This is a genomic window from Stutzerimonas stutzeri, from assembly GCF_024448715.1.
Classification (GTDB): domain Bacteria; phylum Pseudomonadota; class Gammaproteobacteria; order Pseudomonadales; family Pseudomonadaceae; genus Stutzerimonas; species Stutzerimonas stutzeri_AR.
Window position 1 is genome coordinate 332273 of the sequence record NZ_JAMOHZ010000005.1, and the last position, 25626, is coordinate 357898.

Genomic DNA, 25626 nt, shown 5'->3' on the forward strand with positions numbered 1-25626 from the left:
GGGTTAGCGGTGATTAAGGCGCAGACAACCAGGCCGTTCACGTATAGACGCGTTTTGCAGACCGATGGCTCAGTGCCCGTGCGGCGGTCGTAAACAGTGCCACGCTGTACAAATGGTTTCGCTGGCCGGGGGCAGAATCACTCCTCCGCTTTCAACACTTTCCCTTTGCAGGCGGTCCATGCTTCTGAGTCCCGTCATCATGTCGTGCCAAACAGGCTGCATGCATCGCGCATCACGACCAGTCATTTGAAGAAGGAGCGCGCGAATGCCGAGTTGGTTAGAGGCGGGTCTGTGGGGTCTGCTCGCCGGGGGCGCCCTGCTCCTGGGCGCCGGAACCGGCTTTTTTGTTAGGGTGCCCCAGCGCCTCGTGGCCGCGATAATGGCATTCGGCAGCGGCGTCCTGATCTCCGCATTGTCGTTCGAACTGATGGATGAAGCGTTCAAACGTGGCGGTCTCGATTCAACCAGCCTGGGATTTCTCGCCGGGGCGCTGGTCTATACAACCGCGAACTGGGGGCTGTCCCGGTATGGCGCGAAACATCGCAAGCGCTCCGGCGGCCAACAAGCGTCGGAAAAGGACCAGGCAGGAAGCGGCCTGTCGATTGCGCTCGGCGCGTTGCTCGATGGCATTCCAGAGTCCATCGTCATCGGTCTGAGCCTGTTGCAAGGCGGCGCAGTCAGCATGGTTGCCGTCGCTGCCATCTTTTTGTCGAACCTCCCCGAAGGGCTTTCGAGCTCCGTCGGCATGAAAAAGGCTGGCCGACACGCAGGCTATATTTTTGGCGTTTGGGGCGGCATCGCGCTCGCTTCGGGTCTTGCCTCGATCGCCGGCTACGTGCTCTTCGCCGGCAGCTCGCCAGATATGGTGGCGGCCACGACGGCGATCGCCGCTGGCGCCATTCTGGCCATGCTGGTGGATACCATGATCCCCGAAGCATTCGATGAGACCCACAATTTCGCCGGGCTAATCACTGTCGTGGGCTTCCTTGCCGCATTCGCGCTGAGCAAGCTGGGCGGCTGATACGTTAACGGCGGTCGGCTCCCGCTCGCTGCCGACTATCGTCACGCAGCACTTGATCAGCCTTCGTCTTCAAGCAGCGACAGCTGCGATTCGCTCTGCAGTGCAGGAGCCGCCAGCGGCGGCAGGCCTGGCAGGCGCGCTGCGAGCCGGTCATGGAAGCGCATGGCCAGATCGGGCGCCAGACGATTGTCTGGCGTGTGCAAGTAAACATGCGGGCGCTTACCCGACTCGATCCATCCCGCGACTTTCTCCAGCCAGGGCGCGAGAAAGCGATCATTGGCTTCCAACTCAGGGTGACCGACGAAGCGCAGCTGTGGCGACTCGCTGAAGGCAGCGGGCCGAACGGGCAGGCGCGGCTTTTTGCTTTGCGCATGCAGTAACGCCGGATCGCGTGACTGGCAGCTGAACAGCGCACGGGTATCCATGCAGATACGCTCCACGCCACGCGCGTGTAGCAATCGATTGAGCGCACGCTCCTCCTCACCCTTCGCGAAAAAGGCGGCATGGCGCACTTCGACGGCAATCGGGCGGTTCAGCGTCTCGATCAGATGCGCCAGTTCGCCGAGGCGAGCCGGGCCAAAGCTGGCCGGCAACTGCAACCAGAACGGGGCGACTCGTTGGCCCAGCGGTGCAAGCAGCGAACGGAACGCCAGGATCAGCTCCGACACCTCGTGCAGATTCGATGCCTGACTGATTTCTCGAGGAAGCTTGGCGCAAAAGCGAAACCCTTCGGGCATCAAGGTCGCCCAACGTTCGATCTTCTGCGCCGACGGCCAGGCGTATAGCGTCGTGTTGCCCTCAACGGTGTTGAAGACTGAGCAGTAACGGGATAGAAACCCGTCAGACGGCAACCCAGGCGGATAGAGCGAACCGCGCCAGGCGGCATCATTCCACGAAGGGCAACCGAGAAAATAGGGAAGACTCAACGGGATTGTCTACGCCTCAAGCGTAGAGATCCAGGCCAAGCACTTCATGGGCATCGATATCGGCGCTGAAACTGGCGGTGGTGCCATAACTTTGCAGTGCCTGTGCCGCACGGTTGGTCAGCGGGCGCTCCATCATCGCCTCGAAGCGCGCCGGCATGAAATCGCCGGACACCACTGAGGTGTAATCGGTGGGCTCGCTCTGGGTGCGTCGGGAGAGATGTTCGTAGGTTGAATCAGCCTGGCCGGCCGGGATGACGTTGGACTTGCGCGCCTGCTCGGCCGCCTTTTCGCTTTCGCGATAGGGCACGGGCGCGTTTTCCCGTGGGGAAACGCGTTCGATGGGATAGGCTGAGGGAGCAAGACCGTTGAGGCGCATCATTCACCTGTACGAAGTGATACCGACTCTAGCGAGCCGCCCAGGGATTGGCAATGCCGTCCGTCACCGCGCGGTCTTCGGCGTGGCGACGTTGTCCCGCAGATAGATCGGCTGCGCCTGATCGGCCTCCAGCGCTTCCCCTCGCTGCCAGGCAAAACCGGCTAACCGAAGCAGGTCTTCCGCATGCGGCAGCAGCGCAGCATCGGTCGCTGCCGGGCTGACGGCGATACGTGCACCATAGCCCCACCCAGTGCCGGCACCGAACCACTGACCCTCGCTACCACGCGGCAAGCTGGCCTGTTCCGGTGGCAGCACCGCTTCGATACCCGCCAATTGCATCTCGCCTCCATGGAGTCGATAGCAGCCCCAGTAAACCTCGTCCATACGCGCGTCGATCGCTGTGGCTACTTGCTCAGCGCCGTGTTCCCGATGCGCGCGTTGGGCGATGGTGGCCAAGGTCGACACCGGCAGCACCGGACGTTGCAGCGCGAACGCCAACCCCTGAACCACGCCGACAGCGATGCGCACCCCCGTGAAAGCACCCGGACCACGACCAAACGCCAGGGCATCGACTGCCGATAAAGCGATGCCGGCCTCGCCCAGCAGGGCCTGGATCATCGGCAGCAGCCGTTGCGCATGCAGCCGCGGGATCACCTCGTAATGGCTCAGCATGCGGCCGTCATGCAGCAGCGCGACGGAGCAGGCTTCAGTGGCGGTATCCAAGGCCAGCAGCGTGGTCATCGGCGGTTCCGGTCAGTCGAAAAAGGGCGGCGATTGTAGCAGCTGCGCCATGCCAGATCCTTTTATGGACAACTCGGCTCGACGTGAATGCGATACAAACGAAAACGGCCCGCAAGCGGACCGTTCAGTTTGCCTAGGTGAATCAGCTGAGCGCAGCCAGCACCTTGGCGGTGATCTCTTCTACCGAGCCGACGCCTTCGACGCGGCTGCACTTGGGGGTGCCCTGGGCGGCTTCGAGGTTCTGGTAGAAGGCTACCAGCGGCTTGGTCTGCGAGTGGTAGAGGCTCAGACGGTGACGAACGGTTTCTTCCAAGTCGTCCTTGCGCTGGATCAATTCTTCACCGGTGAGGTCATCGATGCCGGTCACTTTCGGCGGGTTGTGCTCGGTGTGGTAAACACGCCCCGAAGCAGCGTGTACCCAGCGGCCAGAAAGACGACCGACGATCTCTTCGTCGTCTACGGCAATTTCCAGTACGTGGTCGAGCTTCACTCCGGCGTCGCGCAGTGCTTCGGCTTGCGGAATGGTGCGCGGGAAGCCATCGAAGAGGAAGCCGTTGGTGCAATCGGCCTGCTGCAGACGCTCTTGAATCAGCGCAATGATGATCTCGTCGGAAACCAGACCACCGCTTTCCATCACGTCCTTGACCTGCAGCCCCAGCGGCGAACCGGCCTTGACCGCTGCGCGCAACATGTCACCGGTGGAAATTTGCGGGATGGCGAATTTCTCGGTAATGAAGCGTGCCTGTGTGCCTTTCCCGGCACCGGGTGCTCCCAGCAAAATTACGCGCATGGATGAGTCCTCAAGTTTGCAAAGGGATGCCGCCAGGGCCGATTGACTGCAACCCTACCGCTGGCGAATCAAAAATTCTGGTTTGCCGCCATGCGACAAAAGGTTGAACACGATACACAGCGCACAGAATGCAGACAAGCAGACCCCACCGTGCTGCTCATGGACGGTTTATCGGCGCATGGAGACGATAAAACGGCGCCGGCCGGCCACGATGACATTAGACCGGCGCGCCGTAATCTGCTTTGTTTCGGCTCAACCGGTGTTGCGCAAACCCGCCGCAATACCTGCCACGCTGACCAGCAGGGCTTGCTCCAGAGGGCTTTCCGCCGGGTTCTGTTGTCGCCGTGAACGGGCCAGCAGCTCGGTCTGCATCAGGTGCAAGGGATCCAGATAGGTGTTGCGCAAGCTGAAAGCCTCAAGGGTCTCGGGGCTATGCGCCAGCAGTTCGGACTGGCCGGTCAGCCTAAGCGCCGCCTCCACCGCCTGCGACAATCTGTCACGCAAATCGCGACCCAGCGACTGCAGTTGCGCTGAGACCAGGCGCTCGTCGTAACGCTTTGCAATGTCCGCGTCAGCCTTGGCCAACACCATTTCGAGCATGTCGATGCGCGTGCTGAAAAACGGCCAATGTTGACGCATGGATCGTAGCCGCTCGCCTTCGCCGCGCTCCAGTGCGACCTGCAACGCCTGTTCCCAGCCCAGCCAGGCGGGGAGCATCAGCCGGGTCTGGGTCCAGGCGAATATCCAGGGAATCGCCCGCAAACTCTCGACGCCGCCTTCGCGACGCTTCGAGGGCCGGCTGCCCAGCGGCAACCGGCCGAGTTCCTGCTCGGGCGTCGCCTGGCGGAAATACTCGACGAACTGCGGGTGATCACGCACCACACCGCGATACGCCTCGACGCCCTTCCCGGCCAATTGGTCCATGGTTTCGCGCCAGTCCGGTTCGGGCATCGGCGGCGGTAGCAAAGTCGCCTCCAGTACTGCTGCCAGATACAGATTGAGGTTCTGCTCGGCGATATCCGGCAGCCCGAACTTGAAGCGGATCATCTCGCCCTGCTCGGTCGTGCGGAAACGCCCCGCCACCGATCCGGGCGGCTGCGACAGGATCGCCGCATGGGCCGGACCGCCGCCTCGTCCGACAGTGCCGCCACGGCCGTGGAACAGCAGCAACTCGACATCGTGATCACGACAGATTTCGACGAGGCTTTCCTGAGCACGGTACTGGGCCCAGGCCGCCGCGGTGGTACCGGCATCCTTGGCGGAGTCCGAATAGCCGATCATGACCTCCTGCGGGCCGTGCAAACGCTGGCGATAACCGGGCAGTGCCAGCAGGCGATCAATGGCCGGGCCGGCATTGTTCAGATCGTCCAGCGTCTCGAACAACGGCGCTACGCGCATCGGCCGCCGCAGGCCGGACTCCTTGAGCAACAGTTGTACCGCCAGTACATCCGACGCACCCTTGGCCATGGAGATGACGTACGAGCCGAGCGATGAACCCGGCGCCTGCGCCACCACGCGACAAGTCGCCAGTACCTCTGCGGTCTCGGCCGACGGTTGAAAATGTGGCGGCAGCAGTGGACGGCGATTGCTCAGCTCGCGCTGGAGGAAGTCCAAGCGCTGCTGCTCGTTCCACTGGTCATAGTGGCCTATCCCCAGATAATCGGTAATTTCCGCCAACGCCGCGACGTGCCGAGCCGAGTCCTGGCGGATGTCGAGGCGCACCAGAAACAGCCCGAACGCGGCGACCCGACGCAGCGTATCGAGCAAAGCGCCGTCAGCGATCACGCCCATGCCGCAGGCATGTAATGAGCGATAGCACAGTTCGAGCGGCTCCCGTAGCTCACGGTTTTCCTGCAATACCGCGAGCGGCGCCAGCTGGTCGTGTTCGACAGCGCTACTCGCCCAGTCTCGCGTGGCCTGAAGGCGCCCACGCAAGCTCTTGAGCAGCGTCCGGTAGGGCTCGGCCGATTCGCCGCTGTGATGCAACAGCTCGTCGCTGGCGGTTTGCATCGACAGCGCGGTGATCAGCCCCTCGATATCGTGCAGGAATAAATCAGCCGCGACCCAGCGCGCCAGCAATAGCACCTCGCGGGTCACTTTCGCCGTCACGTTGGGATTGCCGTCGCGATCGCCACCCATCCAGGATGCAAAGCGAATCGGCGCAGCATCCAGCGGCAAGTGCAAGCCAGTGCTGCGACTAAGCACCTGATCGGTATGCCGCAGCACATTCGGCAACGCCTGCCAAAGCGAGTTTTCGATGACGGCGAAGCCCCATTTCGCTTCTTCCACCGGCGTCGGCCGACTGCGGCGAATTTCCTCGGTGTGCCAGGCCTCGGCGATCAGCCGCTGCAGGCGCAGTTCGATTTGGGCCAGCTCCGCCGCACCGAGATCGGTGTGGTCACGTGCTGCCAGTTGCGCGGCGATGGCGTCGTATTTTTGGATCAGGGTGCGCCGCGAGACCTCGGTCGGGTGGGCGGTCAACACCAGCTCGACTTCCAGCCGGCCTACCTGACGCGCGAGCAACTCCTGACCGAAGCCTTCTCCCTTGAGCCGCTCGAGCAACCCGGACAGCACGCCGGCTTCGAAGGGTGCCGACTCGCCGGGATGTCGACGACGTACCTGGTGATACTGCTCGGCGATATTGGCCAGATTGAGAAACTGATTGAAGGCACGGGTCATGGGCAGCAGCTCATCGTCTGCCAACCCGTCGAGGGTTTCCTGCAACAGTTTGGCCCCGTCGACAGAACCGCGGCGCGCACCCTTAGCACCCTTGCGGATGCGCTCGATCTTATCGAGGAAGGCATCACCGTGTTGTTCGCGGATGGTGTTGCCCAGCAGTTCGCCGAGCAGATGAACGTTCTCGCGCAGACGCGCGTCGATCTTCGCCATGTTCGTATCTCCCAGACCGCACCATCGAAGGCTCGCAGCCAATCTGCAATCGATGCTGAACGGCTACGCTGTTAGAACCCTCCAAACAGAGTGCCCAGCGCGTTCGTCGATGACAAGGCATGGCGCAAGAGCGCACGTTCGACAACCGCTCGCATTTCACGCAAATGTCGCTCGCATAGCGGGCTAAGGATGGAGCTTGATGAAAATCTCAGAACTGGTCCACGAGTGGGAAAGCACTGCCACCGGCCGTATGAGCAGCACGCAATACACCATTCCGCTGGATGTCGAGAGCGCTGCGCGGCTGGCCGCACTGGCCGAGATGTATCCCAAGCGCAGCACCGATGAGCTGCTCGGAGAGCTGGTGGGCGCCGCGCTGGAAGCTATCGAAACCAGCCTCCCTTACAAGCAGGGTTCCAACGTGATTTCCACCGACGAGCAAGGCGACCCGATCTACGAAGACGTCGGCCCGACACCGCGTTTTCTGGCGCTTTCGCGAAAGCATCTGGAGCGCTTGCTTGCTGAGCGTTCGGAACAGTCCTAAGGCCAAGCCTTTGCGGCGGTCGCGCCTCGCAATGCGCCGCATAGCTGAGCCAAGGCGCTCATCCAGCGCGGCTTAGGCCCGGTCCAGACAGCTCTAAAAAGCGGCTTCCAGGCGCTTCGTTTATCTCTTTACTGGAACGTTTGCGGCGAGATGGCCTCACAAAAACATGCCCGTTCTATTGCAGGCCGCTCAATTCCAGGCCGAGCGCAAAGCGTGCGGGCACTGTTTCCCATCCGTCAGGCAAAACTTCCATCGGAGACTGACCATGAAAATGAACGCCATCGAAAGCCCACTGTCGCGATTTCACTTACCCAAACTTGCAGCCGTTGCGCTCGGAGGCCTGCTGCTGGTTGGTTGTGCGGGCAACCCGCCGAATGAACAGTTCGCCGTCACCGAGTCCGCGGTACGTAGCGCGGTAAGCGCGGGCGGCACCGAATACGCGGCGGTTGAAATGCGCAACGCGCGGGAAAAATGGAAACAGGCCGAGTTGGCCATGCAGAAGGAAAATTACGACGAAGCCCGCAAGCTGGCCGAGCAAGCCGAATGGGATGCCCGAGTGGCCGAGCGAAAAGCTCAGGCAGCCAAGGCGCAAAAGGCAGTAGAGGAAGCCAACAAAGGGATTCAGGAACTGCGAGAAGAAAGCATGCGCGGCCTCCAGTAATCACGACGTTCAACTCTCAACGCCTTCACAAAAGGATGACCCGTTATGAATAAATTACTGACTCTTCCAACAGTCCTGGCCATGACCATCGGGCTGGCAGCCTGCTCTTCTCAGCCCAACCAGAACCTCGAGCAGGCCCGCAGCCAGTATTCACAACTGCAGGCCGACGCCCGCTCCAATCAGTTGGCCGCATTGGAAACCGAAGATGCCGGCAACATGCTGGAGAAGGCCAATCAGGCCTATCTGAACGATGCGGATGAGGAAAAAGTCGACCAGCTCGCCTATCTGGCCAAGCGTCGCATCGAACTCGCCGAGCAGACGATCGCCTTGCGCACTGCCGAGCAGCAAATCGAGAAGGCATCGGCCAAGCGCGCCGAAGCCCGTCTCGAATCGCGCGAGCAGCAGCTCCAGCGGCAGCAGGAGGAAATCCGCCAGTTGCAGCAGGACCTACAGGCCAAGCAGACCGAGCGCGGCACGCTAGTGACCTTCGGCGACGTGCTGTTCGATCTGAACAAGTCCGAACTCAAGCCGTCTGGCATGCGTGGCGTGCAGAAGCTTGCCGACTTCCTCGTTGAGAATCCGGAGCGCAAGGTGGTGGTCGAGGGGTACACCGACAGCACTGGCTCCGATTCCTACAACCAGCAGCTCTCACAGCGTCGCGCGGAGTCCGTGCTTCGTGCATTGACCCGCGCCGGTGTCGATCCACAGCGGATCCAGACCATTGGCTACGGTGAGGAGTATCCGGTCGCGAGCAATGACTCACCATCGAACCGCGCCATGAACCGTCGTGTTGAAGTGACCATCTCCAACGACAACCAACAGGTCGCCCCGCGCTCGTCGATGGAATGACCGCAACAGCAGTATCGGAAAACCGGTACTAACGACGCTTCAACTAGAAAACCCGCCATGATGGCGGGTTTTCTAGTTGAAGCGTCAGCCGAATTGTCGCGTTATTGCTCGACCGCCGAATTGCCAGCGGCAGGCACTCGCTGGCCCATGCAACGAATCGCACGCTTGCGGTTATCCACCAACACACCGGTCAGGCCCTTCTGCTCCGTGTCGAACAGCACCAGCACGCCATCGATGCATTCCGCCACCTGCGGCGCAGGCTTGAGCGAGACGCGGTAGTCCTCGCCTGGAATGGTCTTGAGCATGGTGTAATCGGCCAACAGCAGCGCGTCTTCTGGCTTGGCGACGTGCATATAGCCGTAATAGGACAGCACCGCTACGGTGCCGATGACACTGCCGATGGCAGTGAGGATCAGCGGGATGGGGTTACGTTCGGACATGGAGGGGCTCGCCTGATCAAATAGGCGACATTGTCGCAAAAATAACGCGCCTGGGGCGAAGGCTCAGCCGTCCGACTGAATACACGGCTGGAGGTCGCAGCGCTGAGCAGAAAAGGCCTCGCTTTCGTTGTGACAGCAATGTCTGATCCTATTGATTGCCTGCCATAGCCGGCGCGAATAACACTTCACGCGCGCGCAATTACCGCTGAAGGTTGATCCAATCCGATGCACTGCCGTGCCTGCTATTGCATGGCACAACCTCTCTTCTTCGACAGGACGAGCCAGCCATGGATATTTCTGCCCGCCCCGACGCCATCGATCTCGAACAACCCTTTGCGGCCATCCCCGACCTCATCAAGCACTGGGCAAAGCATCGCCCCGATCATCGCGCCTTGATCCAGGGCGAGCGTAGCCTGAGCTTCGCCCAACTCGACGCCCATATGAACAGGGTCGCCGCCGCAGTGCAGCGCGACGGCATGAAACCCGGTGATGTGTTGGCAATCTGTGCGCTCAACTCCATCGAATACGCCACGGTTTTTCTCGGAGCGCTGCGCGCTGGTGTGGCGGTAGCGCCCTTGGCGCCCTCGGCCAGTGCAGAAAGCCTGTTGACCATGCTGGCGGATGCCTCGTCTCACCTGCTATTCATCGACGAGCATGCCGCGCAGCATCTGACACCCGTCGCAGCGCGATTGCCCTGCCCGGCTTTGCGGCTGGACCAGACCGCGAACGGATTGTCCGCATGGCTGTGCGATACACCGCCACAACCAGTAGCGATCCAGCCTGATTGGGCGTTCAACGTTATCTATTCCTCCGGCACCACCGGCGAGCCCAAGGGCATCGTGCAGTCCCACGCCATGCGCTGGGCGCACGTCCGCCGCAGTGCCGGCTACGGCTATGGCGAAAATGCCGTCACGCTGATCTCTACGCCGCTGTACTCCAACACGACGCTGGTGGCCTTCCTACCTACAGTGGCGCTGGGCAGCACCGTGGTGCTGATGGGCAAATTCGAGGCGGGCGAGTACCTGCGCCTGGCACAGCAGCACGGCGTCACCCATACGATGCTGGTGCCGGTGCAATACCAGCGGATCATGGCGCGCGACGACTTCGATCAGTACGACCTAAGCCGCTTCCGCTACAAGATGTGCACCAGCGCCCCGTTCAATGCAGCGCTGAAGGCAGATGTGCTGGCGCGCTGGCCGGGGGGACTGATCGACACCTACGGAATGACTGAAGGCGGTGGCACCTGCATCCTCGCCGCACACGAATATCCGGACAAGCTGCACACCGTCGGCAAGCCAGCCGAAGGACATGACATTCGCGTGATCGACGACCAGGGCGTTGAACTGCCGGAGGGGGCCATCGGCGAAATCGTCGGCCATTCGCCGGCCATGATGACCGGCTATCTCAACAAGCCAGAGAAGACCGCCGAAGCCGAATGGTTCGATCCCAGCGGCAAACGCTTCATCCGCACCGGGGACGTTGGCCGCTTCGACGACGAGGGCTTCCTGACGCTGCTCGATCGCAAGAAGGACATGATCATTTCCGGCGGCTTCAACCTTTACCCCAGCGATCTCGAGGCCATACTGCGCGAGCACCCGGCAATCGCAGACGTCGCGGTGGTTGGCGTAGCGTCCACGCGCTGGGGCGAGACGCCGGTGGCCTTCGTCGTGCGCACCGCAGGAGCGACGGAAACCTCGGAAGCGCTACTGGATTGGTTCAACAGTCGTGTTGGCAAAACCCAGCGCCTGGCACGCCTGGAACTGGCTGACGAGTTGCCGCGCAGCGCCATTGGCAAGGTGCTCAAGCGCGAGCTGCGCGACCGCTATCTGGAAATGCACGGCATTTTGGATTGAAAGCCGAGTTCAGCGTCTGGAAAGGCGCTGCTCGGTACAAGCAGCGTCCCTTGCGAGCGTACCTACGCTTCACGCCCGCCCTCAGTAACCACGCTGTACGTCGACGATACCGCTGATGGCCTGGCCCTGTTCCAGCGCGAGAATCTTGTCGCCGATCTGTGTGATGGTCGCTTCGCGCAAGGTACGTGCCGAGACATGCGGCGTGATGCTGACTTGCGGCATGTTCCAGAACGGATGGGTGGTTGGCAGCGGCTCCTCACGGAAGACATCGAGCACCGCTCGGGTCACACGCCCCTCCTCTATGGCCCGAACGAGATCCTCATCTACCAGATGCTCACCACGACCGACGTTGATCACCACCGCGTCGGGTCTGAGCCGCGACAGCAGCGAATAGTCGATCAGATCCCGCGTACTGTCGGTCAGCGGCAGCGTATTGATCAGCACGCGGGTTTCGCCGAGAAAGCCGTCCAGTTCGGCCTCGCCAGCAAAGCTGCGCACGCCCTCGATATCGTAAGTGGAGCGCGACCAGCCGCAAACCGGATATTCCAGCCCAGCCAGTGTGCAGGCGACACGCTGGCCGATGTGGCCGAGGCCCAGCACGCCCACCGGCCACTCGCTGCGCTCGATGGGCCGGCGCAGTTTCCATTGCCCGGCAGTCTGCTGTTCGCGGTAGGCGTCCATGTCACGGGTGATGCCGATCACATGATAAGCGACGTATTCGGCCATCTGCACTGCCATGCCAGCATCTTCCAAGCGTACCACCGGGACATTGCGCGGCAGGTTCGGCACCTTCACCAAGGCATCTACCCCTGCGCCAAGATTGAAGATCGCCTTGAGCTGCGGTTCCTTGTCGAACAAGGCGGCCGGCGGATGCCAGACGATGGCGTAGTCGGCGCCGCAACTCGGGCTGTCCGGATGCCATACCTGAATCTCTGCGTCTGGAAGGTGCTGCTGAATCAGGTTGGTCCAACGCTCGGGCTTGGGATCGGCGGCGACGAAGAGGATTTTCATGGGCGCTCTGCTTTTTGTTCTGTTCGAAAGATGCCCGCCTGCGCTGGCTGGCAGACGGGCCATGATGCCAGCCGAGGCGCTTATATCGCGTAGACGTGGCCGTTGGCTTCCAGCAGGCGCAACAGCGCCGGCCAGGTCAGTTTGGCCGCTTTGCCCAGTTCGGCCGATTGCTGGCGAGTGGTTTCGATGGCGGCGTCTGACGGAAGGTGGGTCGGGCCGCAAGACTGGGCTCGCACCTGGATCTCGCACGCCTTCATCAGGAAATAAAGGTACGTGAAGGCTTCGGCGACTGTGCTGCCCGCCGTAAGCACGCCATGGTTGCGCAGGATCATTATCTGCTTGTCGCCGAGGTCGCGGATCAGCCGTTCGCGCTCGCTCAGGTCCAGCGCCACGCCTTCGTAATCGTGATAGCTGAGGTGATCGAGACAGAGCATCGCGGTCTGGCTCAGCGGCAGCAGACCATCGCGGTGTGCCGAGACCGCCGTGCCGTCGGCGGCATGCAGGTGCATGACCGCGCCGGCGTCCTCGCGCCCCATGTGAATAGCGCTGTGGATGGTGAAGCCCGCCGGGTTGACTCGATGCAGGCTGCCGCTCTGGACGATCTGCCCCTCGCTGTCCACTTTCACCAGCGACGAGGCAGTGATTTCCTGAAATAGCAGGCCATAGGGGTTGATCAGAAAATGATGTTCAGGCCCCGGCACGCGGGCAGACAGATGAGTGAAAACGAGATCGTCCCAGCCGAAGTGCGCCACCAGTCGATAGGCCGCGGCGAGGTCCTTACGCACCTGCCATTCCGCGTCCCGATTCGTCGAAGTTGAATCTTGCATAAGTCTTCTCCATTGGTTTCGAAGGGGCCTAGGTCGGGGCTGTGCCGTCAGGCCTCCTGCGCACTGGCGTGTTTGCGGTTCTCTTCTTCCTGCAAGGCACGCCACATCAGCTTGCCGGTAGACGAACGCGGCAATGACGCAACGAACTCAACGTACACCGGCGCCTTGTAGGCCGCCATCTCCGCCTTGCACCAGTCGATGACGTCCTGCTCGCTGACCTGTCCGGCCTGACCGTCACGCAGCACAACGCAGGCTTTTACCGTCTCGCCGCGTTTTGGATCGGGGCGCGAGATGACACAGCACTCCTGGATCGCAGGGTGGCGGTACATCAGGCTCTCGACCTCCGACGGCCAAACCTTGAAGCCCGACGCATTGATCATGCGTTTGACCCGGTCGACCATGAAAAAATAGCCCTCCTCATCGTAGTAGCCCATGTCTCCGGTGCGAAAGAAACGCTTGCCGTCCAGCTCGATGAAGGCGCGTTCGGTCTCTTCAGGCCGGTTCCAGTAGCCGACGAATACCTGCGGACCGTGACTAACGATCTCACCCACCTCGTTGGGGCCAAGCTCGCGTTGCGTGCTCAGGTCGATGACCCGACTGTCGACATCGAATACCGGAATGCCGAGGCATTGAGCCTTGGGGCGCGCGACCGGGTTGATATGAGTGGCAGCAATGGTTTCGGACAGGCCGTAGCCCTCGATGTAACGCAGACCAGTGAGCCGATGCAGCTTTTCTTCGACCGCCTTGGGCATGGCCGCCCCGCCGCCGCCGACGCTGACCAGGCTGGACAGGTCGTACTGTTCGAGATCCGGATCGGCGAGAAAGTCGATGGCCATGGTGGCGATATTGACCCAGCCGGTTACCGCGTGGCGCTCGATCAGTTTCGCCGCGACCTTGCGGTCCCAGCGGGTCATGATCACCGCGGTGCCGCCGTTGTAGATCGGCCCGCTCATGGCGCCCTGCATGCCGGTCACGTGAAAATACGGCAGCGTTGCGAGAATCACCGACTCGCTGGTGCTATTGGTCCAGACCACGCGGTGAATGATGGTCGCCATGGCCGAGCGATGGGTGTGCATGCAGCCCTTGGGCGCACCGGTGGTGCCGGAGCTGTAAGGGAACACGCACAGATCGTCCGGGCCGGCGGCGTGCGGGCCCGGCGCATGACCCGCGCTCAGGGCCTCGCTCCAGCTGACGCCACCGGCGAAATCCGGCGTGGTCGGCGCTGCCTGCACCTCTGCCGGCAACGCCAAATCGGTGGGCTGGCGAACGTACTGCGAATAGGCCGCGACGATCACCTGGCGCAACTGTGCGGTGCCGACCAGCGACGAAATAAAACCGGTCAGCTCCTGGCCGCAAATGCAGACCGTGGCGCCGGTATCGTGCAGGTAATGTTCCAATTCGGCGCTGTGGTTCATCGGATTGACCGGCACCACCACGGCGTCCGCACGCAGGATCGCGTAATAGGCGATGGTGAACTGCGGTGAGTTCTGCATGTACAACAGCACCCGATCGCCTTTCGCTACCCCAAGGTGCTGAAGATAGCCGGCCAGCGCTTCCACCTCGCGCAGCAGCTCGGTGTAGGTAATCAAGGTGTCGTAATAGATGATCGCCGTCTTGTCCGGAAAACGTCGGGCGGAGATTTCCAGATTGGTGAACAGGCTGGTTTCCGGCACCGTCAGGTGTTTGGGCAAATCCTCGGGCCAGACCGCATGATGACGAGTGAACATTACAAAGCTCCTGAATCGCTATAAAAGGCCAGGTCTGCCAAGGCCCGTTCTTCGCCCCACTCGAGCCAGCCTCGGGTGTCGCGCAAAGGTGTGATGGCGATGCGTTTCTCGCGCAGCGCTGTAACGTCCGCCTCGGGCGCAACGATGTGCGACGAGGAATGCTCGAAGCCGAGCCACCAGTACGGCAGGCCTCGACCGTCCCGGCCGGCCTGCAGGCGCGGCTTGGTAATTGAGCCGCGCGATTGCTGGGTCATCCGCAGATGGCTGACCGCGTCGGCCGAGCAGGCGGGAAAGTTGACGTTCCAACAACAGCCGCCTTCAGAGCGGCGCATCCAGAGCTCGCGGATCGCGGCTTCAGCGTAGATTTCGACACACGACCAATCGATATTCGTGCGATCGAGAAAGGCCTGGCTCAGGCCGATGGCCGGCAGCCCCAGCAAATCGGCGCTGAGCACTGCGCCGATGGTTCCCGAATAGGGAACCGAGTCGCCGATGTTCGCCCCACTGTTGACGCCGGAGAGCACCAGATCGGGTGGCGACTCCTGCAACCACTCGGCCATGGCGAACATCACGCAGTCGGACGGCGTACCGGAAACGGCGAAGCGCCGTTCGCCGTGGCGATATACCCGCAGCGGCGAATGCACCGAGATGCCCTGACCGGTGCCGCTCTGGTCGTGCTCGGGCGCAACTACCCAGACTTCCTCGGCCAGTTGCGCGGCGATCCGCTCGAGCAGCGCCAGCCCCGGCGCGGCGATGCCGTCGTCGTTGGTCAGCAGGACGCGGCGCAGCAACGGACCGCTCATGCCAATTCTCCCTGACCACGTTGGGCGATGCGCCAGCCCGCATCGGCCAGCAAGCCGGCGCGCTGACCGACTTGCAGCGCATCGGCATTGCTCGCGTTGCCCTGCAGTGCACGGGCATAAACACCCTGGACAATCGCCGCGAGACGAAACAGCGAAAACGCCACGAAGACATGCCAGTTCGCCACTTCAGTCCGTCCACTTTGCTTGCAGTAACGTTCCAGCACCTGCTGTTCGGTGGGAATGCCCTGCGCCTGCAGATCGCTGCCAACCAGCCCACGCAAGCCATCCACACCGGCGGGCAGGTGATACGGCAGGCAGAAATAAGCGAGGTCGGCGAGCGGATGGCCCAGGGTCGACAGCTCCCAGTCAAGAATTGCCGCCACCTTCGCCGCCCCGGGTTCAAAGATCAGATTGCCGAGGCGGTAGTCACCGTGGGCGATGGCGCACTCGTCGCGTTGCGGCACCTGTTCCGGCAGCCACTGCATCAGCCGCTCCATCGCCGGCATGTCGCCCGTGCGGGAGGCCTGATACTGGCCGGACCAACGCTTCACCTGACGGGCAAAATAGCCCTGAGCTTTGCCGAAATCACCAAGCCCCACCGCCTCGACATCGACTCGATGCAGCTCGGCCAGAGTATCGATAGCGGCCAGATGAACCGGCTGACGCTCCTGGACCGCCAGCTCCTCCAGCGCCGGATGACTGAAGATTCGCCCCTCGACGTGATCCATCAGATAGAAGGCCGTGCCGATGATGCCTTCGTCCTCGCACAGCAGATGCACATGCGGTACCGGCACACGGGTGTGCTCGGATAGCGCGCGGATTACCTTGTACTCACGTTCGACCATGTGCGCCGAGGGCAGCACCTTGCCCGGCGGCTTCTTGCGCAGCACATAACGGCGCCCGGCGCTTTCCAATAGATAGGTAGGGTTGGACTGGCCGCCCTGGAATTGCTTGATGATCAGACCGTCATCACCCAGCTGCGGCAAATGCAGGCGCAGATACCGAGCCAGCGCGGCCTCATCGAAACGATGCGCCGGCAGGACCTCGATCAGTTCGGGTTCGCTCATTACCAACCCCTCAGCACGCGGTTTCTCCGCCATCCGCGACGATTACCTGACCGGTGATATAGGCACTGGCGGGCGCCGCGAGAAAGACCGCGATTCCGGCAATATCCACCGGCTCGCCGATACGGCGCAGCGGGGTTTTCTCGGCCGCCCGACGAACCCGCTCCGGATCGTCGAGCAATGCCTTGGCGAAATCGGTACGCACCAGCCCCGGCGCGATGGCGTTCACGCGAATGCCCTTGGGGCCCCACTCGGCAGCCAAGTTGCGCGCCAGCGCCGCTTCGGCCGCCTTGGATACGCCATAGGTGCCGATCACGGTATTGCCACGCAGCCCGGCGATGCTGGAGAGCATGATTACCGCCCCTTCGCCACGTTCGGCCATCTGCGGCAGAACCATGTTCGACAGCCAGAAGGTGCCCTTGACGTTGGTGTCCATGATCTTGTCCCAAGCATCATCGGTCAGCTCACTGGTCGGGCCGTAGACGGGGTTGGTGGCCGCGTTGCAGACCAGCACATCGATGCGCCCCCAGGTTTGCAAGGTGGTTTCGACCAACCGCTGCAGGTCTTCCTTGCGGCCAACATGACAGGGCACAGCGATGGCCTCGAAGCCCGCAGCTTGGAGCTCGGCGGCCACGGTCTCGCAGGCATCGGCCTTGCGGCTGGAGATGACAACCTTGGCGCCGCACCTCGCCATTTCTTCGGCGATGGAACGGCCAATACCACGGGTGGAGCCGGTGATCAGCGCCACCTTTCCGGACAGATCGAATAACGGATTGGTCATGACTACATCCTTCTTGTAGGTTTCGTAGGAGGCTCAGCGCTTTTTGGAGTAGTTCTGCAGCTCCAGTTTGGCGATGGTGTCCAGATGCACCTCGTCCGGGCCATCCGCCAGGCGCAAGGTGCGTTGGTGGGCCCACGCCGCCGCCAGAAAGCTGTCCTGGCAGACGCCCTTGGCCCCGTGCACCTGAATCGCGCGATCCAGTACCCGCAGCGCCATGCTGGGTGCAGCCGCCTTGATCATGGCGATCTCCTGGCGCGCCACCTTGTTGCCGACGGTGTCCATCATGCGCGCCGCCTTGAGCGTCAACAGGCGGGTCTGTTCGATCTCGATGCGTGAACGGGCGATATCCTTGCGAATCGAGTCGAAGTCGGCCAGCCGCTTGCCGAATGCCACGCGGGAATGAACGCGCTCGCACATGGCCTGCAGGGCGCGCTCGGCTACTCCGATGGTGCGCATGCAATGGTGGATGCGACCCGGGCCGAGACGTCCCTGGGCGATTTCGAAACCACGGCCCTCGCCAAGCAGGATGTTGCTGGCCGGAACGCGAACGTTGTTGTAATGAATTTCGGCATGTCCGTGAGGCGCGTGGTCGTAGCCGAATACATGAAGCGCCCGGCTGATTTCCACGCCAGGCGTATCCAGCGGCACGAGAATCATCGACTGCTGGCGATGGCGCTCGGCAGTGGGATCGGTCTTACCCATGACGATAGCTATCTTGCAGGTGGTTGCCATCGCGCCGGACGACCACCACTTGTGCCCGTTGATCACGTACTCATCGCCTTCGCGGCGAATCTCGCAGGCAATATTGGTGGCATCGGACGATGCCACGTCAGGTTCGGTCATCGAAAAGCAGGAGCGTATCTCGCCGTTGAGCAAGGGTTTCAGCCACTGTTCCTGCTGCTCCGGCGTGCCGTAGCGCGTCAGCACCTCCATATTGCCGGTGTCCGGTGCGGAGCAGTTGAAGACCTCAGCGGCACCATGGGAACGACCCATGATCTCGCACAGGTGGGCGTACTCGAAATTGGTCAGCCCGGCGCCGAACTCGCTCTCCGGCAAGAACAGATTCCACAGCCCCTGCGCCCTGGCTTTGGCCTTGAGCTCTTCGAGAATCGGCGGCGGCGCCCAGCGATCCGCTGCGGTGGCGACCTGCTCATGAAAGAGGTGTTCGTTGGGATAGACATGCTCTTCCATGAAGGCTGTGAGCTGTTCATGGATCTGCAGCGCTTTACCAGTCAATTCATACATCGCCGTTTTCCTTCTTGTTGTTCTGCGGGGGCAACGAAAATGGCACCCCTTGCGGATGCTCGCTGCCGGAGCGCAGGCGGAAAGTCGCTTCGCCGATCGCCAGCAGACGATCATCCTGGTCGCGTACTTCGCCGGAACTGTTGAAGATTCGGGTGCCACCAGCACGCCGCTTACCGATGGCGCGGATGACTCCGCCGGAACACTGCCCGGTGAAGGTGGTGTTCAGCACCAGCGTGATGGCTTTGCGCACCCGGCCTGGATAAGGGCAATAGGTGCCGGCCTCGGCCAGCACCACGTCGAGCAGCGAAGTCAACACACCGCCGTGGATCACGCCAGCCATGTTCAGGTGACAGGCTTGCACGTCCAGCTCGATGACCGCCTCATTTTCCGTCCAGGTCACTTGACGGTAGCCCAACACCTGATGAAACCCTGGGAGATCCTTACCGCCGCTGATCGGCAGTTTGATCGCCGGGTCTTCGCTCACAGACGGATCCAGGTCTCGCGTCTTCATGACACGCAGCTTGAGCGAGTCGCAGTCGTTGAAGCGCAAGTACAGGACTGCCCCATCTCGATGTGTCGAATTACGAACCGCATAGCGAGCCCCCTCGATTGTTTTTGTAGAGACGCTGTTTTTTGAAGCTGGCATGCCTGCATCTTCGAGTCAATTCGAAATCCAGTTCCATCAGGCAGAATTATGACGACCCACAAACAGAACCGTCTAAGATCAATATCGAAGTGCCATGGCACCAGTCAGCCAAGCGGTGGGATAGTTGTAAAAACAAAAAAAGGAGTCGATAGCACATACCAGCGGTTGAAAAAGCTACGCGCTATGTTAGCTTTCGGATACATTTTCAAAAATCAGTTTTACTGTGCGAAACGTAGAATGATGTAGGTACACAAAAAAGGCCCGTCAGCCAGACAATTACAACAAGAGGACGCGTTATGAAATCCATGCTCAAGAAGCTACTCGTTCCAGCCAGCCTGGTCGCCTTGGCGGTCTCTGCGGTCCTGCCGCAAATGGCCGCGGCCCAAGAGGTCACCAAGTGGCGTGTCCAATCCCACTGGCCGAGCGCCAGTAGCTCTTACGAAGACAGCCTGGTGCGTCTGAAGAATGAGATAGAGAGGCGCACCGAAGGCCGCCTGGAATTGCAACTGTTCGAATCCGGTGCGCTGTTCAAACCGCAGGAAACCTTCAACGCGGTCAGCCGCGGCATCATTCAGATGGGCACCATCTCCCCTGGCTACGCCCAGGACAAAATCACGCTCGCCGGCATCGCCTCCGGGCTGCCGTTCGCCTTTCAGAATGTTTGGGAAACGGCCTACTTCCATAAGCACATGGGCTTCGAGGACATGCTCCGCGAAGAAGCCGCTCAGTACGGGGTGTACTGGTCGACTGACAAGGTCTACCCGACGGAGATGGTGGTGAAGCGCCCGATCAACAGCTGGGAGGATTTCACCAAACTGAAAATTCGCTCTTCGGGCGCGCTGCAAAAATTCCTCGACGAGGCAGGCGCCTCGACGACCTACCTACCCGGCGGCGAGCTTTACCCGGCGCTCGATACCGGTGTGGTCGATGGCGCGCATTGGGGTGCGGCCCAGGGTGCGGCGAGCATGAGCTTCTACGAAGTAGCGAAGTTTCACGTCAAACCCGCGCTCAACATTGCCGGTACCGACGTGATCATTGTCAGTCAGAAGGCATTGGACAAGCTCTCCGAGCGCGACCAGGAGATCGTCAAGCAGATCCTTGACGAGCAGTTCTGGTACCGCACTAACGAATACCTGTACCAAGAGCAGATCGCCTTGCAGAAAGCGATCAAGGAAGAAGGCGTACAGGTCAACGTGCTGCCCGAGGACGTACAGAAGCGGCTACAGGAAGTAGCGCGTAAGTCGTGGGAAGAAGAAGGCAAGCGCAGCGAAAAAGCCGCTCAAGCCCTGCAAAAACTCAAGACCTTCCTCGGCGACCTCGGCTACATGTAATTTCCTCGCCTGATCACCAGGCCGGCGCGCCTAACCGCGCCGGCCTGGAAAATTCGCTCAATTTTTCTCGTGGGACTCGTCATGCGCCTGATCCATGCCTACATCGACGGCATCACCCGGCTCAACGAATTCATTGGCCGCTGGGTGGCCTATCTGATCTTTATCATCTTTGGACTACTGCTGTTCGAAGTGCTCATGCGCTATCTGTTCTCGAATCCCACCTCCTGGACCAATGAATTCGGACAGATGCTGTTCGGTGCTTACGTAGTGCTGTCCGGCGGCTACGTGATGGCGCATCGCGACCACGTTAACGTGGATCTGTTGTATGCCTCGTTCGGTCCGCGCACCCGCGCATGGATCGATATCTTCACCTCGAGCATGTTTTTCCTCTTCATGGCCGCGCTGCTCTACTTCGGCAGCTCAATGGCTTGGGAATCGATTCAAGGCATGGAAACCTCCTATTCGGCCTGGAACCCGCCTATCTGGCCGATCAAGGCGATGATTCCGCTCGGTACCTTGCTGTTGCTGTTGCAGGGAATTGCCAAGCTGCTGCAAGACATCCTTATCGCGCTGGGGCACGAGCCAGCCAAGCACGCGGAGGATGCGCAATGAGCATCGAAATCACCACGCTGCTGTTCTTCCTGACCTTGGTGTTCTTCCTCGTACTGGGCCTACCACTGGCGTTTGTACTGGGCGGCGTCTCGGTGCTGTTTCTTTATTTCACCTGGGGCGTCGATGCCTTCTATATGGTCGCCTCGCAGATGTGGGGCACCATGGAAAGCTTCACCCTGGTGGCCATTCCGCTATTCGTGTTCATGGCCATGCTGCTCGAACGAACGGGCGTGGCGCGCGACCTCTATCGCATGATGCACCTGTGGTGCGGCGGCATGCGTGGCGGGCTAGCGATCGGCACACTAGGTATCTGCGCGGTGTTCGGCGCAATGGTTGGCATCAGCGGCGCTGCGGTGGTGGCGATGGGCACCATTGCCCTGCCAGCGATGCTCGAGCGCGGATACGACAAGCGCATGGTGCTCGGCTGCATCAACACCGGCGGGGGCTGGGGGATCCTGATCCCGCCGAGCATCATGATGATTCTCTACGCAATGATCAGCGGCCAATCGGTCGGCAAGATGTTCGCCGCAGGTGTGTTGCCGGGTCTTCTGCTGGTCTTCCTGACGGTTACCTACGTGCTAGTGCGCAGCTACTTGCAACCGCACCTGGCACCGGCACTGCCAAAGGAAGAACGCGGTACCTGGCCGGAGAAATTTCGGGCGGTGCGCGCCGTGCTGCTGCCGATCGGCATCGTGGTAATGGTCCTCGGCTCGATCATTGGTGGCATAACCACGCCGACCGAGGCGGCTGCGATGGGTGTGTTCGGCGCGCTGATTTCCGCCGCCGTGTACCGCAAGCTGAACTGGCCGATCCTGCAGGAAGCGGCTATCCGCACCTTCAAACTCACCGGCATGATCGCCTGGATCTTGTTCGCGGCCCACGCGTTCAGTTCGGCCTACCAAGGCATGGGCGCGCAGTCGTTGATCGAAGGGCTGATGATGGACCTGCCGGGCGGCCGCTGGGCGATCGTCATCTTCATGATGGCCATCGTATTCGTCATGGGCATGCTGCTCGATCCGGTCGGCATCATGCTGATCACCCTACCGGTATTCCTGCCGATCATCGCCTCGCTGGGCTTCGATCCGATCTGGTTCGGCGTGCTGTTCGTGATCAACATGGAAATCGGCTATATGACGCCGCCCTTCGGGTTCAACCTCTTCTATCTGAAGGGTATCGTCCCGCCAAGCATCACCATGAAAGACATCTACTGGTCGGTGATTCCTTTCGTGATCGTTAACATCATCGGAATGGGCATCATCATGGTCTTTCCGGAGATCGCGACCTACCTGCCGAATACACTGTTCTGATTGCCATCAACCGAAACGAAAAAAGCCGGAGCAGATGCTCCGGCTTTTTTCGTATGCGCCTTAGAGAATATTCGCGTAATCCGCCTCGATCCGATCGAGGCTCAGGTGATTAAGGAAATTGGAGAAGCACATCCAGGCTGACAGCGCGTTGAGGTCCTGGAACTGCTGCGGCAGATATTTGGGTGGGACGACCATACCCTCGTCGACCAGCTGGCGCAGGGTGCGCATGTCTTCCAGAGTGGTCTTGCCGCAGAACAACAGCGGAATCTGCTCCAGCCGGCCCTTGCGGACCGCAAGCTGGATGTAGTTGTAAATCATGATGAAGCCCTTCAGATAGGACAGGTCCTTGGTGAAGGGCAAACCATTCGGGAGCGAACCGCGGAAAACCCGGCTGGCGTTGCTGTAGCACTCGTCCTCGGCGTAGCCCTGGTCACGGAAGAAGGCGAACACCTCAAGGAAATCCGCGCCCTCCTCGGCCATGTGAATGGCGCGGGTGCGGTTGGTGAGCTTGCGCAGGCGGGTCGGGTATGAGGCGAAGGCGATGACTTCCATCAGAATTGCCAGGCCTTCCTGAGTCACGGTGGAAGACGGCGGGCCCTTCGCAAGGAAGGTGCAGATCGGCTGGTTCTGGCCATTAAGCGTCGTGCCCACATGCACCAGACCCTCGTGGACTTCCAGAGCGCGCACGTCGCGCTCGTTGAACATGGCATCGCTGCGGATCTTGATGTAGTCGGCACCCGCGGCTGCGTCGGCAAGGATGCCGTCGGATTCAAACACGCGGATCACGCCTTCGCCTTCACCGAATACCAAGTCGAGCCGTTTCTGCAGCATGTCCACCGCTTGCGGCGCGTTGAGGGTTTTGGCTTCGTCTTTGAGATCGCCTCGGTCGGCAATGTTGTTCAGGTAATCGGAGAGCATCAAGCCGAGGTCGGCGAGCGTAGGATCGCCGGCATGGAAAGCGTCCGACGCCGCGCCGTAGAGTTCCTGGGAGATCAGCCCGAAATCAGCGGTACCGCGTGCTTCGAGCATGCGGATCACCATGCGGTATTCCTTGCACATGCGCCGCATGATCTGCCCGACCGGGTTGAACTGCCCCAGCTGCCGCGTGATGTCCCGCTCGATGTTCTGGAATTCTTCCTTCTTGGCGCTCGAATCGAACGCCAGCGGGCGTCCTTCGTAATAGCTGCGATCGACCTTCGGTAGCTCGCGACCGCCAGCGGCGAAGAAGCCCTGACGGACGTTGTCGTCCCACTTCACCGCATCGAGCACCCGCACCGGGGTTTGTGCCTCCACGATGCGGTCGGATAGTGCACGAACCGTGCTTTGGTACTCATCGAGATTGTTACGGGTATTCATCCGTACCTCGTCAGTGATCCGTAGCCTTCAACTTATACATCAGCGGACCGTCGCAATCCGTGTCCGGTTCGCGAAGAGCTGCTTCAGCTATATACAGCTGTCGGCAGACGATTACCGATCTGAAGCCATCGAGACGGCGACGGTACGCGCCGTCGCCCTGCGGCTGCGGTGGTGATGCGGAGGTTCGATGCTCGGAGCGGTGCATCTTCAGTGCAGACGCGACCGCCAGACGCAAACGACGGGACGATCACCGCTCGGTAAAGCGTCACCGAGCGGGGACCAGATGAGGTCAGACCTCAGGGCGCATATGTGGGAACAGAATCACGTCGCGGATCGACGGTGAATTGGTCAACAGCATCACCAGACGGTCGATGCCGATACCCTCACCCGCGGTCGGTGGCATGCCGTACTCCAGCGCGCGGACGAAGTCAGCGTCGAAGTGCATGGCTTCATCATCACCGGCATCCTTGTCGGCAACCTGCTGCATGAAGCGCTCGGCCTGGTCCTCGGCGTCATTCAACTCGGAATAGGCATTGGCAATTTCGCGGCCGCCAATGAACAGCTCGAAGCGGTCGGTGACGCTCGGATCATCATCGCTGCGACGCGCCAGCGGCGAGACTTCGAACGGATAGCGAGTGATGAAGTGTGGCTGCTCCAGCTTGTGCTCGACCAGTTCCTCGAAAATCATCACCTGCAGCTTGCCCAGGCCTTCGAAGCCCAACACCTTGGCGCCGGCCTTTTTGGCGATAGTGCGCGCGGTGTCGACGTTCTGCAGATCGGCGGCGCTGATGTCCGGGTTGTACTTCAGGATCGAATCGAACACCGAAAGCCGCACAAACGGCTCGCCGAAGTGGAACACCTTATCGCCGTAAGGGACGTCGGTGCTGCCCAGAACCAGCTGCGCCAGCTCGCGGAACAACTCTTCGGTGAGATCCATGTTGTCTTCGTAGTCGGCGTAGGCCTGGTAGAACTCGAGCATGGTGAACTCGGGGTTGTGCCGGGTCGAAACGCCTTCGTTACGGAAGTTGCGGTTGATCTCGAAGACGCGCTCGAAACCACCGACCACTAGACGCTTGAGGTAAAGCTCCGGCGCGATGCGCAGGAACATCGGCAGGTCCAGCGCATTGTGATGGGTCTCGAACGGCTTGGCCGCGGCACCGCCAGGAATGGTCTGCAGCATCGGCGTTTCGACTTCGAGGAAGTCGCGCTCGTTGAGGAACTTGCGGATGTGGCCGATCACCTGCGAACGCACGCGGAAGGTGTGGCGGGTTTCCTCGTTGACGATCAGATCGACGTAGCGCTGGCGGTAGCGCTGCTCGGTGTCGGTCAGACCATGGTGCTTGTCCGGTAGCGGGCGCAGCGATTTGGTCAGCAGACGCACGTCGGTCATCTCGACATAAAGGTCGCCCTTACCGGAACGCGCCAGGGTGCCCTCGGCAGCGATGATGTCGCCCAGGTCCCAGTGCTTGATCGCTTCCAGGGTCTCGGCCGGCAGTGTCTTGCGGTTGACGTAGACCTGGATGCGTCCGCTCATGTCCTGCAACACCATGAAGGCGCCGCGGTTGAGCATGATGCGACCGGCGACCTTCACCGGAATCGCCGCTTCTGCCAGCTCTTCCTTGGTCTTGTCGACGTACTTCTGCTGCAGATCGTTGCAGTAGCTGTCGCGACGGAAGTCGTTGGGGAAGACATCGCCCTTGGCGCGCTCGGCAGCCAGTTTTTCCTTGCGCTGAAGGATCAGGCTGTTTTCTTCCTCTTGGATGGCGTGCTGGTTCAGCGGTTGTTCGCTCATGGTCAGTTATTCCGTCGCGTGGGTCGTCTAGACCCAT

At 61.1% G+C, this 25626-nt stretch carries 24 protein-coding genes; 8 read left to right on the forward strand and 16 right to left on the reverse strand.

Annotation, left to right across the window (positions count from 1 at the left end; translation table 11 throughout):
- Nucleotides 1-412: 412 nt before the first annotated feature.
- Entirely contained in the window at nucleotides 413-1021 is a 609-nt protein-coding gene (locus tag NAV33_RS13400; RefSeq protein ID WP_255980796.1) for a ZIP family metal transporter, read from the forward strand.
- A gap of 56 nt (nucleotides 1022-1077) precedes the next feature.
- On the opposite strand, the gene NAV33_RS13405 is transcribed toward NAV33_RS13400, so the two are convergent.
- The 5 genes from NAV33_RS13405 to ppc form a co-directional block, all read right to left on the reverse strand.
- Nucleotides 1078-1947 carry a DUF72 domain-containing protein gene (locus tag NAV33_RS13405; RefSeq protein ID WP_272887346.1) on the reverse strand — a complete coding sequence of 290 codons (870 nt, stop codon included), beginning with the start codon at nucleotides 1945-1947 and terminating at the stop codon, nucleotides 1078-1080.
- A 16-nt stretch (nucleotides 1948-1963) separates the two neighbouring features.
- A complete protein-coding gene (locus NAV33_RS13410) occupies nucleotides 1964-2254 on the reverse strand; it encodes a hypothetical protein (RefSeq protein ID WP_255980798.1) in 291 nt (96 codons plus the stop codon).
- Between the two features lie 132 nt (nucleotides 2255-2386).
- The gene (gene tsaB, locus NAV33_RS13415) at nucleotides 2387-3064 is read right to left on the reverse strand and encodes a tRNA (adenosine(37)-N6)-threonylcarbamoyltransferase complex dimerization subunit type 1 TsaB (RefSeq protein WP_255980800.1); all 678 of its coding nucleotides are present in this window, start codon (nucleotides 3062-3064) and stop codon (nucleotides 2387-2389) included.
- 142 nt (nucleotides 3065-3206) lie between these two features.
- Complete coding sequence (adk, locus tag NAV33_RS13420; protein WP_255980802.1) at nucleotides 3207-3854, reverse strand: adenylate kinase; 648 nt, start codon at nucleotides 3852-3854, stop codon at nucleotides 3207-3209.
- A gap of 252 nt (nucleotides 3855-4106) precedes the next feature.
- Nucleotides 4107-6743 carry a phosphoenolpyruvate carboxylase gene (gene ppc / locus NAV33_RS13425; RefSeq protein ID WP_255980804.1) on the reverse strand — a complete coding sequence of 879 codons (2637 nt, stop codon included), beginning with the start codon at nucleotides 6741-6743 and terminating at the stop codon, nucleotides 4107-4109.
- 199 nt (nucleotides 6744-6942) lie between these two features.
- Here ppc and NAV33_RS13430 point away from each other — a divergent pair, with 199 nt between their 5' ends.
- The 3 genes from NAV33_RS13430 to NAV33_RS13440 all read left to right on the forward strand — a co-directional run bounded on the left by NAV33_RS13430 (nucleotide 6943) and on the right by NAV33_RS13440 (nucleotide 8794).
- On the forward strand, nucleotides 6943-7284 hold the full coding sequence (locus tag NAV33_RS13430) for a pilin assembly protein (protein WP_255980806.1): 342 nt from the start codon (nucleotides 6943-6945) through the stop codon (nucleotides 7282-7284).
- Between the two features lie 265 nt (nucleotides 7285-7549).
- Nucleotides 7550-7945, forward strand: a complete 396-nt coding sequence (locus tag NAV33_RS13435) for a DUF4398 domain-containing protein (protein ID WP_423836668.1) — start codon at nucleotides 7550-7552, stop codon at nucleotides 7943-7945.
- A gap of 45 nt (nucleotides 7946-7990) precedes the next feature.
- Nucleotides 7991-8794 (forward strand): OmpA family protein, encoded by an 804-nt coding sequence (locus NAV33_RS13440; protein WP_255980808.1) that lies wholly within the window; start codon nucleotides 7991-7993, stop codon nucleotides 8792-8794.
- A gap of 101 nt (nucleotides 8795-8895) precedes the next feature.
- On the opposite strand, the gene NAV33_RS13445 is transcribed toward NAV33_RS13440, so the two are convergent.
- Complete coding sequence (locus NAV33_RS13445; RefSeq protein ID WP_255980810.1) at nucleotides 8896-9234, reverse strand: hypothetical protein; 339 nt, start codon at nucleotides 9232-9234, stop codon at nucleotides 8896-8898.
- Between the two features lie 287 nt (nucleotides 9235-9521).
- On the opposite strand from NAV33_RS13445, the gene NAV33_RS13450 reads away from it, so the two are divergent.
- Nucleotides 9522-11087: a class I adenylate-forming enzyme family protein gene (locus NAV33_RS13450; RefSeq protein ID WP_255980812.1), complete on the forward strand. Its 1566-nt coding sequence runs from the start codon at nucleotides 9522-9524 to the stop codon at nucleotides 11085-11087.
- Between the two features lie 81 nt (nucleotides 11088-11168).
- Here NAV33_RS13450 and NAV33_RS13455 read toward each other — a convergent pair whose 3' ends face one another.
- From NAV33_RS13455 to NAV33_RS13490, 8 genes are all read right to left on the reverse strand, one after another.
- The gene (locus NAV33_RS13455; RefSeq protein ID WP_255980814.1) at nucleotides 11169-12098 is read right to left on the reverse strand and encodes a 2-hydroxyacid dehydrogenase; all 930 of its coding nucleotides are present in this window, start codon (nucleotides 12096-12098) and stop codon (nucleotides 11169-11171) included.
- An 80-nt stretch (nucleotides 12099-12178) separates the two neighbouring features.
- Nucleotides 12179-12925, reverse strand: coding sequence for a class II aldolase/adducin family protein (locus tag NAV33_RS13460; RefSeq protein ID WP_255980816.1), 747 nt, complete (start codon nucleotides 12923-12925; stop codon nucleotides 12179-12181).
- Nucleotides 12926-12972: 47 nt separating this feature from the next.
- Nucleotides 12973-14652, reverse strand: coding sequence for a long-chain fatty acid--CoA ligase (locus NAV33_RS13465; RefSeq protein WP_255980818.1), 1680 nt, complete (start codon nucleotides 14650-14652; stop codon nucleotides 12973-12975).
- Nucleotides 14652-15455: a 5'/3'-nucleotidase SurE gene (surE, locus tag NAV33_RS13470; RefSeq protein WP_255980820.1), complete on the reverse strand. Its 804-nt coding sequence runs from the start codon at nucleotides 15453-15455 to the stop codon at nucleotides 14652-14654. Before surE ends, NAV33_RS13465 begins: the two co-directional genes overlap by 1 nt.
- Nucleotides 15452-16522, reverse strand: a complete 1071-nt coding sequence (locus NAV33_RS13475; protein WP_255980822.1) for a phosphotransferase — start codon at nucleotides 16520-16522, stop codon at nucleotides 15452-15454. Before NAV33_RS13475 ends, surE begins: the two co-directional genes overlap by 4 nt.
- Before the next feature lie 10 nt (nucleotides 16523-16532).
- A complete protein-coding gene (locus NAV33_RS13480) occupies nucleotides 16533-17300 on the reverse strand; it encodes an SDR family NAD(P)-dependent oxidoreductase (protein WP_255980824.1) in 768 nt (255 codons plus the stop codon).
- Nucleotides 17301-17333: 33 nt separating this feature from the next.
- On the reverse strand, nucleotides 17334-18545 hold the full coding sequence (locus NAV33_RS13485; RefSeq protein ID WP_255980826.1) for an acyl-CoA dehydrogenase family protein: 1212 nt from the start codon (nucleotides 18543-18545) through the stop codon (nucleotides 17334-17336).
- A complete protein-coding gene (locus tag NAV33_RS13490) occupies nucleotides 18538-19056 on the reverse strand; it encodes a PaaI family thioesterase (protein ID WP_255980828.1) in 519 nt (172 codons plus the stop codon). Before NAV33_RS13490 ends, NAV33_RS13485 begins: the two co-directional genes overlap by 8 nt.
- A gap of 431 nt (nucleotides 19057-19487) precedes the next feature.
- On the opposite strand from NAV33_RS13490, the gene dctP reads away from it, so the two are divergent.
- From dctP to NAV33_RS13505, 3 genes are all read left to right on the forward strand, one after another.
- Complete coding sequence (dctP, locus tag NAV33_RS13495) at nucleotides 19488-20522, forward strand: TRAP transporter substrate-binding protein DctP (RefSeq protein WP_255980830.1); 1035 nt, start codon at nucleotides 19488-19490, stop codon at nucleotides 20520-20522.
- Between the two features lie 81 nt (nucleotides 20523-20603).
- On the forward strand, nucleotides 20604-21134 hold the full coding sequence (locus NAV33_RS13500; protein WP_255980832.1) for a TRAP transporter small permease subunit: 531 nt from the start codon (nucleotides 20604-20606) through the stop codon (nucleotides 21132-21134).
- Nucleotides 21131-22441, forward strand: coding sequence for a TRAP transporter large permease (locus NAV33_RS13505; RefSeq protein ID WP_255980834.1), 1311 nt, complete (start codon nucleotides 21131-21133; stop codon nucleotides 22439-22441). The genes NAV33_RS13500 and NAV33_RS13505 overlap by 4 nt, the downstream gene beginning before the upstream one ends.
- A 60-nt stretch (nucleotides 22442-22501) precedes the next feature.
- Here the strand turns inward: NAV33_RS13505 and NAV33_RS13510 are convergent, their stop codons facing one another.
- Complete coding sequence (locus tag NAV33_RS13510; protein WP_255980836.1) at nucleotides 22502-23797, reverse strand: flavohemoglobin expression-modulating QEGLA motif protein; 1296 nt, start codon at nucleotides 23795-23797, stop codon at nucleotides 22502-22504.
- A gap of 289 nt (nucleotides 23798-24086) precedes the next feature.
- The gene (gene lysS / locus NAV33_RS13515) at nucleotides 24087-25589 is read right to left on the reverse strand and encodes a lysine--tRNA ligase (RefSeq protein ID WP_255980838.1); all 1503 of its coding nucleotides are present in this window, start codon (nucleotides 25587-25589) and stop codon (nucleotides 24087-24089) included.
- Nucleotides 25590-25626 lie beyond the last annotated feature (37 nt).

Coding starts and splice junctions, on each gene's coding strand:
- tsaB (WP_255980800.1), bottom strand. CDS start 3,064: ATGACCACGCTGCTGGCCTTGGATACCGCCACTGAAGCCTGCTCCGTC.
- adk (WP_255980802.1), bottom strand. CDS start 3,854: ATGCGCGTAATTTTGCTGGGAGCACCCGGTGCCGGGAAAGGCACACAG.
- ppc (WP_255980804.1), bottom strand. CDS start 6,743: ATGGCGAAGATCGACGCGCGTCTGCGCGAGAACGTTCATCTGCTCGGC.
- NAV33_RS13430 (WP_255980806.1), top strand. CDS start 6,943: ATGAAAATCTCAGAACTGGTCCACGAGTGGGAAAGCACTGCCACCGGC.
- NAV33_RS13435 (WP_423836668.1), top strand. CDS start 7,550: ATGAAAATGAACGCCATCGAAAGCCCACTGTCGCGATTTCACTTACCC.
- NAV33_RS13440 (WP_255980808.1), top strand. CDS start 7,991: ATGAATAAATTACTGACTCTTCCAACAGTCCTGGCCATGACCATCGGG.
- NAV33_RS13445 (WP_255980810.1), bottom strand. CDS start 9,234: ATGTCCGAACGTAACCCCATCCCGCTGATCCTCACTGCCATCGGCAGT.
- NAV33_RS13450 (WP_255980812.1), top strand. CDS start 9,522: ATGGATATTTCTGCCCGCCCCGACGCCATCGATCTCGAACAACCCTTT.
- NAV33_RS13455 (WP_255980814.1), bottom strand. CDS start 12,098: ATGAAAATCCTCTTCGTCGCCGCCGATCCCAAGCCCGAGCGTTGGACC.
- NAV33_RS13460 (WP_255980816.1), bottom strand. CDS start 12,925: ATGCAAGATTCAACTTCGACGAATCGGGACGCGGAATGGCAGGTGCGT.
- NAV33_RS13465 (WP_255980818.1), bottom strand. CDS start 14,652: ATGTTCACTCGTCATCATGCGGTCTGGCCCGAGGATTTGCCCAAACAC.
- surE (WP_255980820.1), bottom strand. CDS start 15,455: ATGAGCGGTCCGTTGCTGCGCCGCGTCCTGCTGACCAACGACGACGGC.
- NAV33_RS13475 (WP_255980822.1), bottom strand. CDS start 16,522: ATGAGCGAACCCGAACTGATCGAGGTCCTGCCGGCGCATCGTTTCGAT.
- NAV33_RS13480 (WP_255980824.1), bottom strand. CDS start 17,300: ATGACCAATCCGTTATTCGATCTGTCCGGAAAGGTGGCGCTGATCACC.
- NAV33_RS13485 (WP_255980826.1), bottom strand. CDS start 18,545: ATGTATGAATTGACTGGTAAAGCGCTGCAGATCCATGAACAGCTCACA.
- NAV33_RS13490 (WP_255980828.1), bottom strand. CDS start 19,056: ATGAAGACGCGAGACCTGGATCCGTCTGTGAGCGAAGACCCGGCGATC.
- dctP (WP_255980830.1), top strand. CDS start 19,488: ATGAAATCCATGCTCAAGAAGCTACTCGTTCCAGCCAGCCTGGTCGCC.
- NAV33_RS13500 (WP_255980832.1), top strand. CDS start 20,604: ATGCGCCTGATCCATGCCTACATCGACGGCATCACCCGGCTCAACGAA.
- NAV33_RS13505 (WP_255980834.1), top strand. CDS start 21,131: ATGAGCATCGAAATCACCACGCTGCTGTTCTTCCTGACCTTGGTGTTC.
- NAV33_RS13510 (WP_255980836.1), bottom strand. CDS start 23,797: ATGAATACCCGTAACAATCTCGATGAGTACCAAAGCACGGTTCGTGCA.
- lysS (WP_255980838.1), bottom strand. CDS start 25,589: ATGAGCGAACAACCGCTGAACCAGCACGCCATCCAAGAGGAAGAAAAC.